Source organism: Moraxella sp. DOX410, assembly GCF_032248735.1.
GTDB classification, from domain to species: domain Bacteria; phylum Pseudomonadota; class Gammaproteobacteria; order Pseudomonadales; family Moraxellaceae; genus Faucicola; species Faucicola tetraodonis.
Map to the genome: position 1 here is coordinate 163,488 of NZ_CP135138.1, position 13,633 is coordinate 177,120.

A 13,633-nucleotide genomic window follows, 5' to 3' on the forward strand; every position below is an offset into this window, starting at 1 on the left:
AATTTTCTTTGTTAGTCCACATTCTTTTGACTGCCCCAATCATAGATTTGGTTTTTATACGCCCAAATCAATAAAACCAAACCACCGATAATCATCGGTAGGCTTAACATTTGCCCTTTGGTCATCCACCCTAATAAAATAAAACCTTGGTCAGCATCAGGTTGGCGGAAGAATTCGGTAATAAAACGCGCAATACCGTAGCCCATCACAAATAAACCACTAACCGCCATACGCGGACGCGGCCGACTGGCAAACCACCAAACCAAAACAAACAGTACCACCCCTTCAGTGAAAGCCTGATACAGCTGTGACGGATGGCGGGGGAGTAACAAATAATTGTTGCCATCAATCATAAAGGTTTGCGCAAGACTTTGCAGGGCAGGGCTCTGTTTGAGCAATTCATTGTCTTCATTGACCGCTTGCGGGAACAGCATCAGCCAGTTGTAACCACCATCAGACACGCGACCCCACAATTCGCCATTGATAAAATTGCCAATACGACCAAACAGCAGTCCGGTTGGCACGCAGGGAATGATAAAATCTAGCACATTCCAAATATTCTTTTGATATTTGCGAGCAAAAAATAGCATTGCGATGGCAACACCCAAAAATCCCCCATGAAACGACATGCCGCCTTGGTTGATTTTGAACAAATACATCGGATTGGCTAAAAATTCGCTCAATTGATAAAACAGCACATAGCCGATACGACCGCCTAGAATCACGCCCATCGCCCCATAAAATACCAGGTCAGCGACCATGTCGGCATTCCAGTCTGGGCGTGACTTAGTGCGATACCAAGCCAACGCATAAGCGGCAGCAAAAGCCAGTAAATACATCAGCCCGTACCAGTGGGCTTGGATAGGTCCCAAATGCAGAGCGACAGGATCCCATTGCGGGTGAGTTAAAATTAGTGGAAACATGGCAATTTAGTCATTATCGAAAATGCCAATATCATAGCAGTTTTGGCTAGTTTGGGCTATTTTTTGCTGTGCCCTTTTAGTTATTACCAACGGCTATCGTTCTCACAAGGCTCGCCATTACAAGCGCATTTCAATGCCTTGCTGTGCCATAAACTGCTTGGCTTCCCCCACGGTATATTCGCCAAAATGGAAAATACTCGCCGCTAGTACCGCATCAACACCGCCTTGCAGCACCCCATCTGCCAAGTGTTGCAAATTACCGACGCCACCCGAGGCAATCACTGGCACATTTACGCTATCTGTAATGCGCTTCATCAGGGCGATATCATAGCCGTTTTTGGTACCATCTGAATCCATCGAGGTCACAAGCAGTTCACCGGCCCCAAACCCTGCCATTTTGACCGCCCATGCCACCGCATCAATACCAGTCGCTTTGCGTCCCCCATGGGTAAAGATTTCCCATTGATTGTCACCCACTTTTTTGGCATCAATCGCTACCACGATACACTGACTGCCAAAACGCGCTGCCGCTTCACCGACAAATTCAGGGTTAAAAATTGCCGCTGAATTAATCGATACTTTATCCGCGCCCGCGTTTAGCAAGTGACGAATGTCATCGACTTTGCGCACCCCGCCGCCCACGGTCAGCGGTACAAATACGGTCTCTGCCATGCGTTCAACCGTGTGATAGGTGGTATCGCGTCCATGATGGGTAGCGGTGATATCCAAAAAAGTGATTTCATCCGCGCCTTGTTCGTTGTAGCGCTGCGCCACTTCAACAGGGTCGCCCGCGTCTTTGATGTCGACAAATTGCACACCTTTGACCACCCGACCATTGTCAACATCAAGGCAAGGGATAATTCGTTTTGCTAACATATTCGATTTCCTTCTATAATAGCCGTAAGTTTATCAAATTTACTTTGCCATTACCGCAGTTTTATCGGTGTGCTGCGCTTCAAGGATGCCTTATGTCTGTATATACCCAGTTGACTGACCAACAATTTAGTGATTTTTGCCAACAATTTGGCGTGGATTTTGCCAAAGCCATACCTATCACACAGGGTATCAAAAACAGTAATTGGTTTATTGAAACAACCACGGACAAAGCCGGTGAGCCGTCTTATGTATTTACCTTGTTTGAAGAACGCAAACCGCATGAAATTCAAAAAATGGCGATTATCCTAAATCGCTTAAAAGACCAGCTACCTGTAGCAGCACCGCTAGCCGCCAAAAACGGCGAGTTTTTGCTGTATTTTGACAACAAAGCCATTGTGGTGTCACCAAAACTCTCGGGCGGTCACCCGAAAGCAACCACACCTGATATGTGTCGCCAAATGGGCGAGGCTTTAGCCGTTCTTCACCAAACCTTGCAAACCTTGACCCCTGCACAAAACTATGGCGTTGAGTTATATCCTTGGCATTTGGTGCGTGACCGTGAAACCAAGTTTATGCCAAGCGATGAAGCCAAACTGATGAGTGATATTTGGCAAGCCTACGAAACCGTAGCGAGCAAAAATTTGCCAACAGGGTTATGTCATCTGGACATGTTTGCCGATAACACGCTGTGGGATTTTAGTGATGAAACCCAACCAACACTCACAGGTTTGCTTGATTTTACCGAAGTCAGTGTTGAACATTTTGTGATGGATGTGGCGATTACTATTAATGATTTTTGCACCACTTGGGGTAACGCCAATGATGGCGAAGCGGTGAATTTTGATGACGCCAAAATGCAAGCGTTTTTACAAGGCTACGAGAGCAAACGCGCTTTGAGCGATGATGAAAAAAAGGCATTGCCGATTATGCTTGCTATGGCGGGCGTGACGTTTTGGCTGCTGCGTTTGAATGTGATTTATTATAACCGTCAGCAAGGTCGCACGGGCGATAATATTATGGTGAAAAATCCTGATTTGATGAAACGCCTAGCCAGCTTTCATTGGGGGAAGGTTAAATAAGGCATTGCGGTGTTTTTATCACATGGCATAATTTACCAAATCGTCAATAGGCACATTGATAAAACAAATAGATTGGTAAAAAAAGGATAAAAGAAAGCCCCGATTACGTTTATCCTAAAAAGAATAACGCAGGGTTGGGGGCGTATTCACTCTAATTGTTATACTATCTTCACTGTCAAATCCATGCTTACAGGACTATAGAAATGAACGATAGCAATCACTGGCAAAAACTTGCCCAATACCCGACCAACTTATTGGCAGAAACCCACGCCATCTATTTACAAAACAACGGCATCAATGTACAGACCCAACTCGTTGATCTGATGGGATTGAACACAGGCGGTGTACTATGGGTTGCCCCTGAAGATGTTGAGCAAGCCAGAGCTTTGCTCGATAATATCGATGACACCTCGCAACTAGCGGATGACGGCTTGGTAGACCATAACGACTCAGCAAAATTGCAGTAGAAAGGAACCCTAATCACCATGTGCCAACTTCTGGGTATGAATTGCAACACACCCACTGATATTCATTTTAGCTTTGCGGGGTTTCGTCAGCGGGGCGGGCAGACCGATATCCATACCGATGGGTTTGGTATTGTGTTTTTTGAAAAAAATCCCGACCCATCACAGGGTAATCGTAAAGCAGGGCTGCGTCAATTTCACGATGATAAGCCAAGTTTCTGCTCACCGGTGGCGGATTTAGTCAATAGTTATCCGATTAAGGCGATGAATGTGATTAGTCATATTCGCAAAGCCACGCAAGGCACAAATTGCTTGGCTAATACCCACCCATTTGTCCGTGAGGTATGGGGTGAGGAATGGGCGTTTGCGCATAATGGGCAATTGCAGATGGATTTTATTGATCAGCTCAGTCCTGTGCCCACCCACTATCAGCCCGTAGGTACAACCGATTCGGAGATGGCATTTTGTTATCTGCTCAATCGACTCAAATCACAGTTTAGTGAGCCACCCAGCAACGAGGTGTTATTCCAGTTTTTGACCACGATTTGTCGTGAGTTATCGGCGTTGGGCTTGTTTAATTGTCTCATTAGCAATGGCGATTGGCAGCTAGCCTATGCAGGCAGCTTGCTGTTTTTTATCACCCGTAAAGCGCCATTTGGTGAGGCGAAACTCGCTGACAGTGAGCTGGCGATTGATTTTAGCGAGGTGACCTCGCAGACCGACAAAGTGACCTTGATTACTACCATTCCTTTGACTTACAACGAACACTGGCAACAGCTTTATGTGGATGAATGTTTGATGTTTCGGGATGGCGATATTTTATTTAAAGATACCCCTGATAATCCGACCCGCTTAACCATTGAAGAAGGCATTGCCATCGCCCGCAAAGTGGGGGCGAGCTTATAATATGATAAAAGTCGCTTATTCTGATATTTTTAAATATGACGTTCCTGAGCGTCACCGTTTCCCTATGCAAAAATATCCGATGATTGCGGAGCGGTTATTGGCGGAGGGTACATTGACCCAAGCCAATTTTTTTGCCCCGCAGCGATTGAGCGAAGACGAAATTCTCACCACACATACACAAAGGTACTGGCAGCACCTAAAACAGCAAACATTGCCCGCCAAAGACGCGCGCGCCATCGGCTTTGAGATGACGCCAAGGCTCGTTGAGCGGGAACGTGTGATTGCCCACGGCACTTATGAATGTGCGTTATTCGCCAAACAATTCGGTGTCGCGCTCAATATCGCAGGCGGTACCCACCATGCATTTGCCGATCATGGCGAAGGGTTTTGCGTGTTTAACGATGTGGCGGTGGCGAGTAATTTATTGTTGGCACGTGGACAGGCGACCCAAATTCTGACCGTGGATTTGGATGTCCATCAAGGCAACGGTACAGCGCATTTGATGGCAAATGAACCGCGAGTATTTACCTTCAGTATGCATGGCGCAAAAAACTATCCATTTCGAAAGCAAGCATCCGATTTGGATATTGATTTGCCAAACGAGACAGGCGATGAGGCGTATTTAGCAATATTAATGGAGACGATACCCAGACTCATCACAAAAGTGAAACCCGATATGCTGTTTTACCAGTCCGCTGTGGATGTGCTCGCCACCGATAAGCTCGGTAAACTTGCGCTCACCCGTGACGGCTGTGCCAAGCGTGATGCGTTTGTATTTAGCCAAGCCAAAGCCCATGGAATTCCAGTGGCTGTGGTGATGGGTGGCGGCTACTCAGAAAACATCGACGATGTGGTGGAAGCCCATTGCAATACCTTTCGCATGGCAAAAAAGCTGTATGAGTGAGTGTTAAGAGATAAAAAAAGCTCTGTTACACAGAGCTTTTAAAATAGACCGTGGTTATGCTAATCAATGCGCTAATGCATACGCTAATCATTAAGCTAATACTTTCTCAAGCGCCTGCTTAAAACGGCTGACTGTACCGTCGACATCTGTTAATTTATCTAACCCAAATAGCCCCAAACGGAATGTTTTAAAGCTGTCAGGTTCGCCAACTTTCAGCGGGACGCCGCCTGCAATTTGTAAGCCTTGGGCTGCAAATGCTGCACCTTTATGCATATCATCACGGTCGGTATAGACCACAATCACACCGGGCGCTTGGTAGCCTGCTGCTGCGACGCTGATAATATCGTGTTGATTGAGGACAGAGAGCACTTTTTGACCCAATTCAAATTGGGCGCTTTTGAGTTTATCAAGTCCAATCGCTTCGGCTTCTTTGACGGTATCGCGGAATTTGGTCAGCCCATCGGTTGGCATCGTCGCATGATACGCATGACCGCCATTTTCATAAGCGCGCATGATAGTGAGCCACTGTTTGAGATCTAGCCCAAAACTGGTCGATTCGGTAGCTTCCACTTTGGCAACCGCTTGTTCATTCATCATCACTAGCCCCGCACATGGCGTGCTTGACCAGCCTTTTTGTGGAGCAGAGATGAGCACATCAATGCCCAACGCTTTCATATCAAGCCACACGCAGCCTGATGCGATACAATCAATGACCAGTAAACCACCGACACTATGCACCGCATCGGCAAGTTGTTTGATGTAGTCATCAGGCAGCATCAAGCCTGCGGCGGTTTCGACATGCGGGGCAAATACTACCGCAGGTTTTTTGGATTGAATCTCAGCGACAGCTGCGTCGATTGCCACTGGCTCAAACTGCTGTTGTTGCCCCATTGAATCGCTGTTGTCACCGATGTGTGCGGTCAGGACGGTCACGTCATCCGTGATACGACCTTTTTCAAGGATTTGCGTCCAGCGAAAACTAAAAAAGCCGTTGCGGATGATGAGCACTGTTTGGTCAGTGGCAAGCTGGCGCGCAACCGCTTCCATACCGTAACTCCCTGTACCCGGCACGATTGCCACCGCATCGGCGTTGTACACGTTTTTTAAGCTTGTGGACAAATCATTCATCACGGTTTGGAATTTTTTGGACATGTGATTGAGCGAGCGGTCGGTGTAGACCACAGAGTATTCTAATAAACCGTCTGGATCAATATCTTGGCGTAGCGCTGGCATGGGACTCTCCTTTAATATCGTTGTCTTTATCGCAAAATCGCAAATAAAATTAGTCTAGCAAAAAAGCCCTTTTAAAAAACAAAAAAATTGTAGAGTGGTTGTTAAATTTTTTGTTATCAATGGCGCAGCGATTAAGCCAAAAACTGTCCACAGCAGCGTTTGTATTTCTCACCACTGCCGCAGGGGCAAGGCTGTTTTTGGGTAACTTGCATGGTGACTGTTGGATCTAGAAAATACCAACGGTTTATGCGACCGCTGAGGATGTTGACGAAGGTAGAAAGTTCATGATGCGCATCCTTGCCAGTGGTTGAGTGAAAGAATGCGTTAAATTCTACTTGAGCATGGCGTTTACCAAGTTTTGCTAGATAGTTGATGACTTCAAGTCCTGCCCAATCGGTCTGCTGCGCCCAGTCGCTAATTGCTTTTGTATCGAGTAGCGGCTGCTGAAAAGGTGCGGTGGTGGCAACGATATACTCGACATATTGAAGCACAAACGCACAGTAGCGTGAGCGCATTAGCTGTGCTGCGGTATCGGCGACTTTTTGCCCCACATGCAGGGGCGCACAGCAATCAGCATAAGACAGTGTAGAGCCGCAAGGGCAAGGTGACGTATGTATCATGTTAATGAATGTTCGGTAGGTTGATGGCGGTAGGCAAGATATTTTTCTTTAAAATAAGCCAACTAATCGGGTCTTGTAGCGTCTGCCAAAATAATTTAAATGGCGGGGCAAACACAATCAGGGCAGCCAACACGGCATATAAGCCCAAATACCAGCCTACTTGATCGAATTTAAACACTTTAAACGCAGTACCAAAAGATTTTTTGACACTCAGCCCTAACAGGTTGACGCTAAACATCTCATCTAACAGCAGATGAACAATGGCGCCAAACATCAAAAACAGCCCTAAAAACCAACTGATAACAGCGCCTTGCTTAAACCCATAAAAGCTGGCGTACACGAGGGTCATCGCCATAATCCCCAGATAGGGAATCGAGTGCACGATACCACGATGCACCGTCAATTTGCTATATAAATTAAACACCCCGTAGCGCATCAGCAAATAAGATGCTAACCATAATCCTGCCAATGCAACCAACGAAAACTGCCCGACACACAAGATAACAATAAAAAATGCGCACAACAGCGATACGACATTAAAGCCTACGGTCGCGGGTACCGAGTGGTCCAAATCAATATCGGGCAGCAAGCCACCAACGGTACCAGCCACCACACACATCAAATATTCAGGCGCGGTCAGCATCCCTGCTTTATAAATCACCAAGCCAGTGACGCCACTTGCGACAAAAGCCACGCTTATGTGGGTGTTAAAATTTGCCATAGTCTTCGCCCAGTTATCAAATAGCTTAAAATCAGCGAGTCAAAACTCGAGTGGTAAAATTTAGTGGCTTAAATCAAGTAGCTAGAATCAAGTAGGTTAAAGCAGATAGCCAAAAAATCATTTATCTATCACATATGCAATTGCGCGCTCAATTATATGCTAATTTTGATGACAAAGCGTCAACTGAGCGCAAGGAAAATTGATTTTGTGGGGTGGGGCATGGGGCATGGAGAAAAGCAAAACACTGTAACCTAGGATGTGGCAAGGCAACACTACATACTAAAAACGCCTACCAGAAACAGACAGCAAAAACAAAAAAGCCATCGTCCGTCAGACAATGGCTTTTTTTAAAATAAGTGGCGTCCCCACGGGGATTCGAACCCCGGTTACCGCCGTGAAAGGGCGATGTCCTAGGCCTCTAGACGATGGGGACGCAATCGCACGAGGTGCTCTAAGCAGACTTAATAGTGGTGGAGCTAAGCGGAGTCGAACCGCTGACCCCTTGCATGCCATGCAAGTGCTCTACCAACTGAGCTATAGCCCCATTTTGGGAATTATTTAGACTGCTTTGCCTAAGAGTGCGCGTATTTTATTGAAAACTTATTTTGCTGTCAAGATGATTTTTGCCTAAAAGCACAAAATTTTTACCCATTCTTGCTATAATGATGCCTGCTTAATGTTGCCTTCATATAACGACTGTAGATTAGTTATATTTTGTTGTTTTGTCTAAAATTATAAGGATAGCCCATGTGGTTGGTAAATTTTATTTTGCATATCGGTGATCATTTACAAGAGCTGGTCAACAACTATGGCAATTGGATTTATGCGATTTTGTTTGCCATTGTGTTTTGCGAGACGGGTCTGGTGGTGTTGCCATTTTTGCCAGGGGATTCGATGTTGTTTGCGGCAGGCACCATTGCCGCAGTGGGCGATATGAATATTTTTGTGCTAATTGGTTTATTGATTGTGGCGGCAGTATTGGGCGATTTTGTCAATTTTGAGATTGGCAAACACTTTGGGCAAAAGTTATTTTCCAATCCCAATTCCAAGATTTTTAAGCAAAGCTATTTGCAAAAAACCCACGATTATTATGAAAGATACGGCGGACGCACCATTATTATTGCCCGTTTTATTCCCATTGTACGCACGTTTGCGCCGTTTGTAGGCGGTATGGGTAACATGAATTATGCCCAGTTTGCTCGCTACAACATCGTTGGCGCGGTATTATGGGTCGTATCTTTTACCACGCTAGGTTATTTTTTTGGTCAATTACCTTTTGTCAAAGAACATTTTTCGTGGATTATGATTGCCATTATTGTGTTTTCGGTGGTACCAATGATTGTCGAAATCATTCGCCATCGCAAGGATAAATAATTGAATTAGTGTTCAAAAATAACGCTAACTGCCAAAGTCAATCTAGCATTTAGCGTTGCCTTCCAAATTTATATTTTATCAGCCACCTATCATCGCTAGGATTCAATTTATAAAAATTCGATAGTCGGCTATAATAGCCGCTAATTTGAAATTTTTGTAAAATTGAGAAATCCATGTCAAAAGTCCGTACCCGTATTGCCCCAAGCCCCACAGGCTTTCCCCACGTTGGCACCGCCTATATCGCACTATTTAACCTTGCCTTTGCCAAAGCGCATGGCGGTGACTTTATCCTACGCATTGAAGACACCGACCAAACGCGCTCCACCACGCAATCTGAACAAATGATTTTGGACGCCCTGCGCTGGGTCGGTCTTGACTGGGCAGAAGGTCCAGACGTCGGCGGTCCACATGCACCGTACCGCCAAAGCGAGCGTAAAGACATCTACAAACAATACGCCGAAGAACTGTTGGACAAAGGTCATGCATTCCGCTGTTTTGCCACCAGTGATGAACTCGACCAAATGCGAGCCGAACAGATGGCGCGGGGTGAGACCCCAAAATATGACGGTCGCTATGCGAACCTTACGCGTGAACAATCGGACAAGCTCGCCGCCGAAGGCAAGCCATTTGTCATTCGTATGCGTGTGCCAGACGAGGGTGTCTGCAAATTTGACGATATGCTACGTGGCGAGGTCGAGATTCCTTGGGCACAAGTGGATATGCAAGTGCTACTTAAAACCGACGGTCTACCAACCTACCATTTGGCAAACGTGGTCGATGACCATTTGATGCAGATTACCCACGTCATCCGTGGCGAAGAGTGGATTAACTCTGCCCCAAAACATCAACTGTTGTATAAATATTTTGGTTGGGATATGCCCGTACTCTGTCATATGCCACTGCTTAGAAACCCCGACAAATCCAAACTATCCAAACGCAAAAACCCAACGTCTATCACTTATTACCGTGATGCAGGTGTATTGCCAGAAGCCTTGCTTAATTATTTGGGACGGATGGGCTATTCGATGCCAAATGAAGCCGAAAAATTCACGTTGGATGACATGATTGCCAGTTTTGACATCAAACGGGTGTCGCTTGGCGGTCCGATTTTTGACGTGGAAAAACTCACTTGGCTCAATGGCGAATGGTTGCGCTCACTGTCACCCGAAGCCTTAAAAACCAAAATTCTCGATTGGGCCAATGACAGCGACAAACTTACCGCGATTGCCAAAGCCATCCAGCCACGCATTAACTTGTTGTCAGATGCGGTGAATTGGTCGGGCTTTTATTTCCAAAACTTGCCAACGATTAGTGAGGTGGACTTTGAGCATAAAGTGTTATCCACTGAGCAAACCGTGGAGATTCTGCAACTTGCGCAATGGCAGTTAGAAACCTTGCCTGTATGGACGGAGGAGCATATCCAAGCGGTATTGTCTGGTTTGGCAGGCGAGATGGGCATTAAGTTGCGTGATTTTATGTCGCCATTTTTTATTGCCATCGCAGGTAGCAAGTCAAGCACGCCTGTGATGAATTCAATGTATTTGATTGGGGCGGATATGACATTGCAGCGCCTGCGTCATGCCATTGAGGTATTAGGCGGTGTCAGTAAGAAAAAAGCCAAAGAATTGGAAAAACGTCAAAAAGCATTGCCAAGCTTTTTGACTCCATAAGCTTAATTGTTTTGTATAAAAGTCCGTCGCTGTGGCGGATTTTTTATTTTAGTGCGAGTAACTCAGGGTCATGCTAAATAACATGAATAAACCTAACAAAGATGGTATCATACCTAGCAAAATCAGATTCTAATTTTTACAATTTAAAGGTAATCATCATGGCAAATCTTCAAAACGAACTCGCCCAAGTACAGCATATCAGCGGTGAATTACACACCAATGCCCACGCCAAAATCGGTATGGTGGTAGGACGTTTTAACAGCTTTGTGGTAGAAAGTTTGGTCAGCGGCGCGATTGATACCTTACTGCGTCATGGTATCGCAGGTAGCAATATTACTGTCGTGCGTGTACCGGGTGCTTGGGAAATTCCACTGGCGGTTGCCCGTATGGCACAAACCGATAAATTTGACGCTATCATCGGCTTAGGCGCGGTGATTCGTGGTAGCACGCCGCACTTTGATTTTGTCGCTGGTGAATCTGCCAAAGGCTTGGGCGCGATTGGGTTGGATTATGACGTGCCTGTTATTAATGCGATTTTGACCACAGACAGCATCGAACAAGCCATTGAGCGCTCGGGTACCAAAGCAGGAAACAAAGGCTCAGAAGCAGCCATGGTCGCGCTTGAGATGATTAACGTGTTGGGTCAAATTGACGCACAAATGGCTGGTGAATAAGGTAGCAATATGACTGACAATTCAACCCACACCCCACCAGAGCAGGCGAGTCAAGACAACGCCATCAATTATAAAACCAGCCTGACCGCGATTCGTAAAGCACGCCGTTTTGTGGTGCAAGGGCTATATGAATGGCTGTTGACAGGCAACCCATCGCACGAAATCGAAGCGCATACCCGCAGTGAGAATGCCATGCACACGGTGCATTTGGGCTATTATCACGAGCTACTAAGCAAAATCATTGAGCAAAGCGATGACTTAATCGCCTATATCGACAGCCTACTTGATCGCCCTTGGACACGTCTAGATAAAGTGGAGCAAGCGGTATTGCTTGTCGGTGCCTATGAAATGAAGCAGCACTTGGAAGTGCCTTACAAAGTAGTGATTGATGAAGCGATTCAGCTCAACACCCATTTTGGCTCATCAGATGGTTATAAAATGATTCACGTGGTGATGGATAAAATCGCCAAAGAGGTGCGTATGCCTGAAGTAGAAGCAGATGCCAAAAAAGCCAAAACAGAGGATGCGCCGCAGCCGCCATCGCAAGCGACCACTGAAGAAGAAAAATAATACCGTAAAGGGTGTAGCCAATATGCCCTTTTATGCTCGATACGGATGGCTAAGATGTCCGAATTTTCTTTGATTTATCAACATTTTCAACACTGTACACGCAACAATCCCTTGACCCAAGTGGGTATTGGGGATGATTGCGCAATAAGCAGCATGCCGAGTGATTGCGAACTGGTGAGCTGTATTGACACGCTGGTTGCAGGTCGGCATTTTCCCTTCTCAACATCCGCTTATGCCATCGGCTATAAATCGGTCGCGGTCAATTTATCCGATTTGGCAGCGATGGGTGCGACACCCTATGCGATATTGCTGGGTATTAGCTTGCCTACTAAGCTTGCACAGGATGACTGGCTCAAACCATTCGCCCAAGGCATCGCGGACATTTGCAACCGATTTGATGTCGAGCTCATCGGTGGCGATACCACCCAATCTAACACCTTAACCATCTCTGTCACTGCACTGGGTTTTGTGCCAACCGGGCAAGCTATTACCAGAGGGGGCGCAAAAGTCGGTGATATCATCTGTGTGAGCGGTGAGATTGGCTCAGCAAGTTTTGCGTTACAGCAGATTTTACACGCTGAAAAATCTGAGCGGCACAATATCGCTTTACAACAAATCGCTTTACAGCCGGCACTCGATTTACCTGTTCCGCAAGTTGAGCTCGGGCAAAAATTACGTGGGTTTGCCCATAGCATGATTGATATTTCAGACGGGCTAGGGCAGGATTTGGGTCATATCCTAACTGCATCCAAGGTGGGCGCGGTGGTCGATTTGGCTAGCATTCCAACGCATCCACGATTACAGGGTTTACCAAATACTGAAAAGTGGCAACATCAGCTCAATGGCGGTGATGATTATCAGCTGTGCTTTACCATGAGTGAGCAAAATTTTGTCAAATTTAATCAACAGTTTTCGGATAAAATTTTTGCCATTGGCAAAATTGTCACAGAAAACGGCTTGAGGCTGACTTATAATAACCAACCAATTGAATTTTCGATCACTGGCTATCAGCATTTTTAGCCAAAGAACGCCCTATGACTCAACTGCACAAACCCGACGTCCGTAAAGCCAATGTTTGCCCGCCTTGTCCGCCAACCGCGAGCGTTTGGGAAAAGCTGATTTATTGGCTCGGTATCGGCTTAGGCTCAGGATTGCCAAAGCGCGCTGCTGGGACGTGGGGCACGGTGGGTGGACTGGTGGTTGCCATTCCGATGTTGTGGCTTGGCTTTTGGGGGTTTTTGGCGGTGACGGTGGTGGGCGCTCTAGTCGGTAGTTATATCTGTGGCAAAACATCGGATTTGATGGGTGTACACGATGACCCGCATATCGTTTGGGATGAATGGGTCGGGATGTGGGTGTCACTCTTGCCAATTTTATGGCTGCATTTCTATGATGATGCTTTATTGCAAGGTCATCAGTTAAGTTTACTGCTACTATACTTTGCTGCATTTGTCGCGTTTCGTTTTTTTGATATTTTAAAACCCTTTCCGATTAAATGGGTGGACAAAAATGTCAGTGGCGGTTTTGGTATTTTGATTGATGACATTTTGGCGGGGCTGATGGCGGGGGTTGTGCTAATAGTTTTTGTAAGTGTACTCGTTACTTATGTTTAACCTGTT

Annotated in this window: 15 protein-coding genes and 2 tRNA genes; 10 read left to right on the plus strand and 7 right to left on the minus strand. The window is 46.1% G+C overall.

Annotated features, from left to right (window positions below; translation table 11 throughout):
- Positions 1–11 precede the first annotated feature (11 nt).
- Together lgt and hisF are read right to left on the minus strand one after the other, a co-directional pair.
- Positions 12–911 (minus strand): prolipoprotein diacylglyceryl transferase, encoded by a 900-nt coding sequence (gene lgt / locus RNZ41_RS00755; protein WP_040403147.1) that lies wholly within the window; start codon positions 909–911, stop codon positions 12–14.
- A gap of 129 nt (positions 912–1,040) precedes the next feature.
- Complete coding sequence (gene hisF, locus RNZ41_RS00760) at positions 1,041–1,799, minus strand: imidazole glycerol phosphate synthase subunit HisF (protein WP_036600629.1); 759 nt, start codon at positions 1,797–1,799, stop codon at positions 1,041–1,043.
- Positions 1,800–1,891: 92 nt separating this feature from the next.
- Here hisF and RNZ41_RS00765 point away from each other — a divergent pair, with 92 nt between their 5' ends.
- The 4 genes from RNZ41_RS00765 (at position 1,892) to RNZ41_RS00780 (ending at position 5,152) form a co-directional block, all read left to right on the plus strand.
- Complete coding sequence (locus RNZ41_RS00765) at positions 1,892–2,878, plus strand: homoserine kinase (protein WP_314027341.1); 987 nt, start codon at positions 1,892–1,894, stop codon at positions 2,876–2,878.
- A 203-nt stretch (positions 2,879–3,081) separates the two neighbouring features.
- On the plus strand, positions 3,082–3,345 hold the full coding sequence (locus RNZ41_RS00770) for a hypothetical protein (RefSeq protein ID WP_007115143.1): 264 nt from the start codon (positions 3,082–3,084) through the stop codon (positions 3,343–3,345).
- A gap of 18 nt (positions 3,346–3,363) precedes the next feature.
- Positions 3,364–4,248: a class II glutamine amidotransferase gene (locus RNZ41_RS00775; RefSeq protein WP_314027342.1), complete on the plus strand. Its 885-nt coding sequence runs from the start codon at positions 3,364–3,366 to the stop codon at positions 4,246–4,248.
- Position 4,249: 1 nt separating this feature from the next.
- Positions 4,250–5,152 carry a histone deacetylase family protein gene (locus RNZ41_RS00780; RefSeq protein ID WP_314027343.1) on the plus strand — a complete coding sequence of 301 codons (903 nt, stop codon included), beginning with the start codon at positions 4,250–4,252 and terminating at the stop codon, positions 5,150–5,152.
- Positions 5,153–5,242: 90 nt separating this feature from the next.
- Here the strand turns inward: RNZ41_RS00780 and RNZ41_RS00785 are convergent, their stop codons facing one another.
- From RNZ41_RS00785 to RNZ41_RS00805, 5 genes are all read right to left on the minus strand, one after another.
- Entirely contained in the window at positions 5,243–6,385 is a 1,143-nt protein-coding gene (locus tag RNZ41_RS00785; RefSeq protein WP_314027344.1) for an aminotransferase class V-fold PLP-dependent enzyme, read from the minus strand.
- Positions 6,386–6,516: 131 nt separating this feature from the next.
- Positions 6,517–7,005, minus strand: a complete 489-nt coding sequence (locus RNZ41_RS00790; RefSeq protein ID WP_065253841.1) for a YchJ family protein — start codon at positions 7,003–7,005, stop codon at positions 6,517–6,519.
- Between the two features lies 1 nt (position 7,006).
- Positions 7,007–7,726 (minus strand): metal-dependent hydrolase, encoded by a 720-nt coding sequence (locus RNZ41_RS00795; RefSeq protein ID WP_314027345.1) that lies wholly within the window; start codon positions 7,724–7,726, stop codon positions 7,007–7,009.
- Positions 7,727–8,083: 357 nt separating this feature from the next.
- Positions 8,084–8,159 (minus strand) — tRNA-Glu (locus RNZ41_RS00800).
- Between the two features lie 35 nt (positions 8,160–8,194).
- Positions 8,195–8,270, minus strand: a tRNA-Ala gene (locus RNZ41_RS00805).
- Positions 8,271–8,473: 203 nt separating this feature from the next.
- Between RNZ41_RS00805 and RNZ41_RS00810 the strand changes: the two genes are divergently transcribed.
- From RNZ41_RS00810 to RNZ41_RS00835, 6 genes are all read left to right on the plus strand, one after another.
- Complete coding sequence (locus RNZ41_RS00810) at positions 8,474–9,100, plus strand: DedA family protein (RefSeq protein WP_060994646.1); 627 nt, start codon at positions 8,474–8,476, stop codon at positions 9,098–9,100.
- Positions 9,101–9,273: 173 nt separating this feature from the next.
- Positions 9,274–10,770 (plus strand): glutamate--tRNA ligase, encoded by a 1,497-nt coding sequence (gene gltX, locus RNZ41_RS00815; protein WP_314027346.1) that lies wholly within the window; start codon positions 9,274–9,276, stop codon positions 10,768–10,770.
- A 158-nt stretch (positions 10,771–10,928) separates the two neighbouring features.
- Positions 10,929–11,444: a 6,7-dimethyl-8-ribityllumazine synthase gene (gene ribH, locus RNZ41_RS00820; RefSeq protein WP_007115135.1), complete on the plus strand. Its 516-nt coding sequence runs from the start codon at positions 10,929–10,931 to the stop codon at positions 11,442–11,444.
- Between the two features lie 9 nt (positions 11,445–11,453).
- Complete coding sequence (gene nusB, locus RNZ41_RS00825; protein WP_248147335.1) at positions 11,454–12,014, plus strand: transcription antitermination factor NusB; 561 nt, start codon at positions 11,454–11,456, stop codon at positions 12,012–12,014.
- Positions 12,015–12,068: 54 nt separating this feature from the next.
- Complete coding sequence (gene thiL / locus RNZ41_RS00830; RefSeq protein ID WP_314027347.1) at positions 12,069–13,034, plus strand: thiamine-phosphate kinase; 966 nt, start codon at positions 12,069–12,071, stop codon at positions 13,032–13,034.
- Positions 13,035–13,048: 14 nt separating this feature from the next.
- The gene (locus tag RNZ41_RS00835; RefSeq protein ID WP_062333543.1) at positions 13,049–13,627 is read left to right on the plus strand and encodes a phosphatidylglycerophosphatase A family protein; all 579 of its coding nucleotides are present in this window, start codon (positions 13,049–13,051) and stop codon (positions 13,625–13,627) included.
- The last annotated feature ends 6 nt before the right edge of the window (positions 13,628–13,633 follow it).